1 pseudogene is annotated in these 579 nt (G+C 52.2%); it reads left to right on the top strand.

Annotation, left to right across the window (positions count from 1 at the left end):
• Nucleotides 1-136: 136 nt before the first annotated feature.
• Nucleotides 137-579 (top strand): annotated as a pseudogene (locus D7Y13_RS42085) (ISNCY-like element ISAtsp9 family transposase); the annotation flags it as partial.

The following is a 579-nucleotide window of genomic DNA, read 5'->3' as shown; positions in this document are numbered from 1 at the left end:
ACCAACGCCTGATGGCAGGTAGCAAAGGGCGAAGTAATAGAGTTGTTGGGTAATAAGCCCAAAAATCCCTGAACCCCTCGATTAGCAATCGTTTCAGCGATTTTTGTGTGAAATCCATGAAACCCAGTCTGCGTAAGCATCCCAACGATTTTGCTCGCTATTTCCCAACAGGTCTAATGCCCAGAGTCTATTCGGCGTCCACCGGATTCCTAGCGATAACCACATCCGGGATTTACTCGACTCGGTGAAACCCAAGCAAGTGTTTGCTGTATTCGAGGAAATCTTGCAGGTGTTTAGAACAGCACGGGCAGTTGAGGGGCTTTCGCTCGTTTGCGGACACGCTGTTAGTCGCGATGGATGGCACCGAATATTTCAGTTCCAGCCAAATCCACTGCCCGCACTGTTCGACGCGCACCCAGAAATCCGGGGAAACGCACTACTTCCATAGTGTGATCACTCCGGTCATGGTCGCTCCGGAAGCCGCTCAGGTGATTCCCCTAGTGCCTGATTTTATCGTGCCGCAGGATGGGCATGACAAGCAAGATTGTGAGAATGCCGCAGCCAAGCGGTGGCTGTCGC

Source organism: Corallococcus praedator, from assembly GCF_003612125.1.
GTDB lineage: Bacteria > Myxococcota > Myxococcia > Myxococcales > Myxococcaceae > Corallococcus > Corallococcus praedator.
Note: the sequence above shows the minus strand (reverse complement) of the source record. Positions and strands in the feature narration are given on the sequence as shown.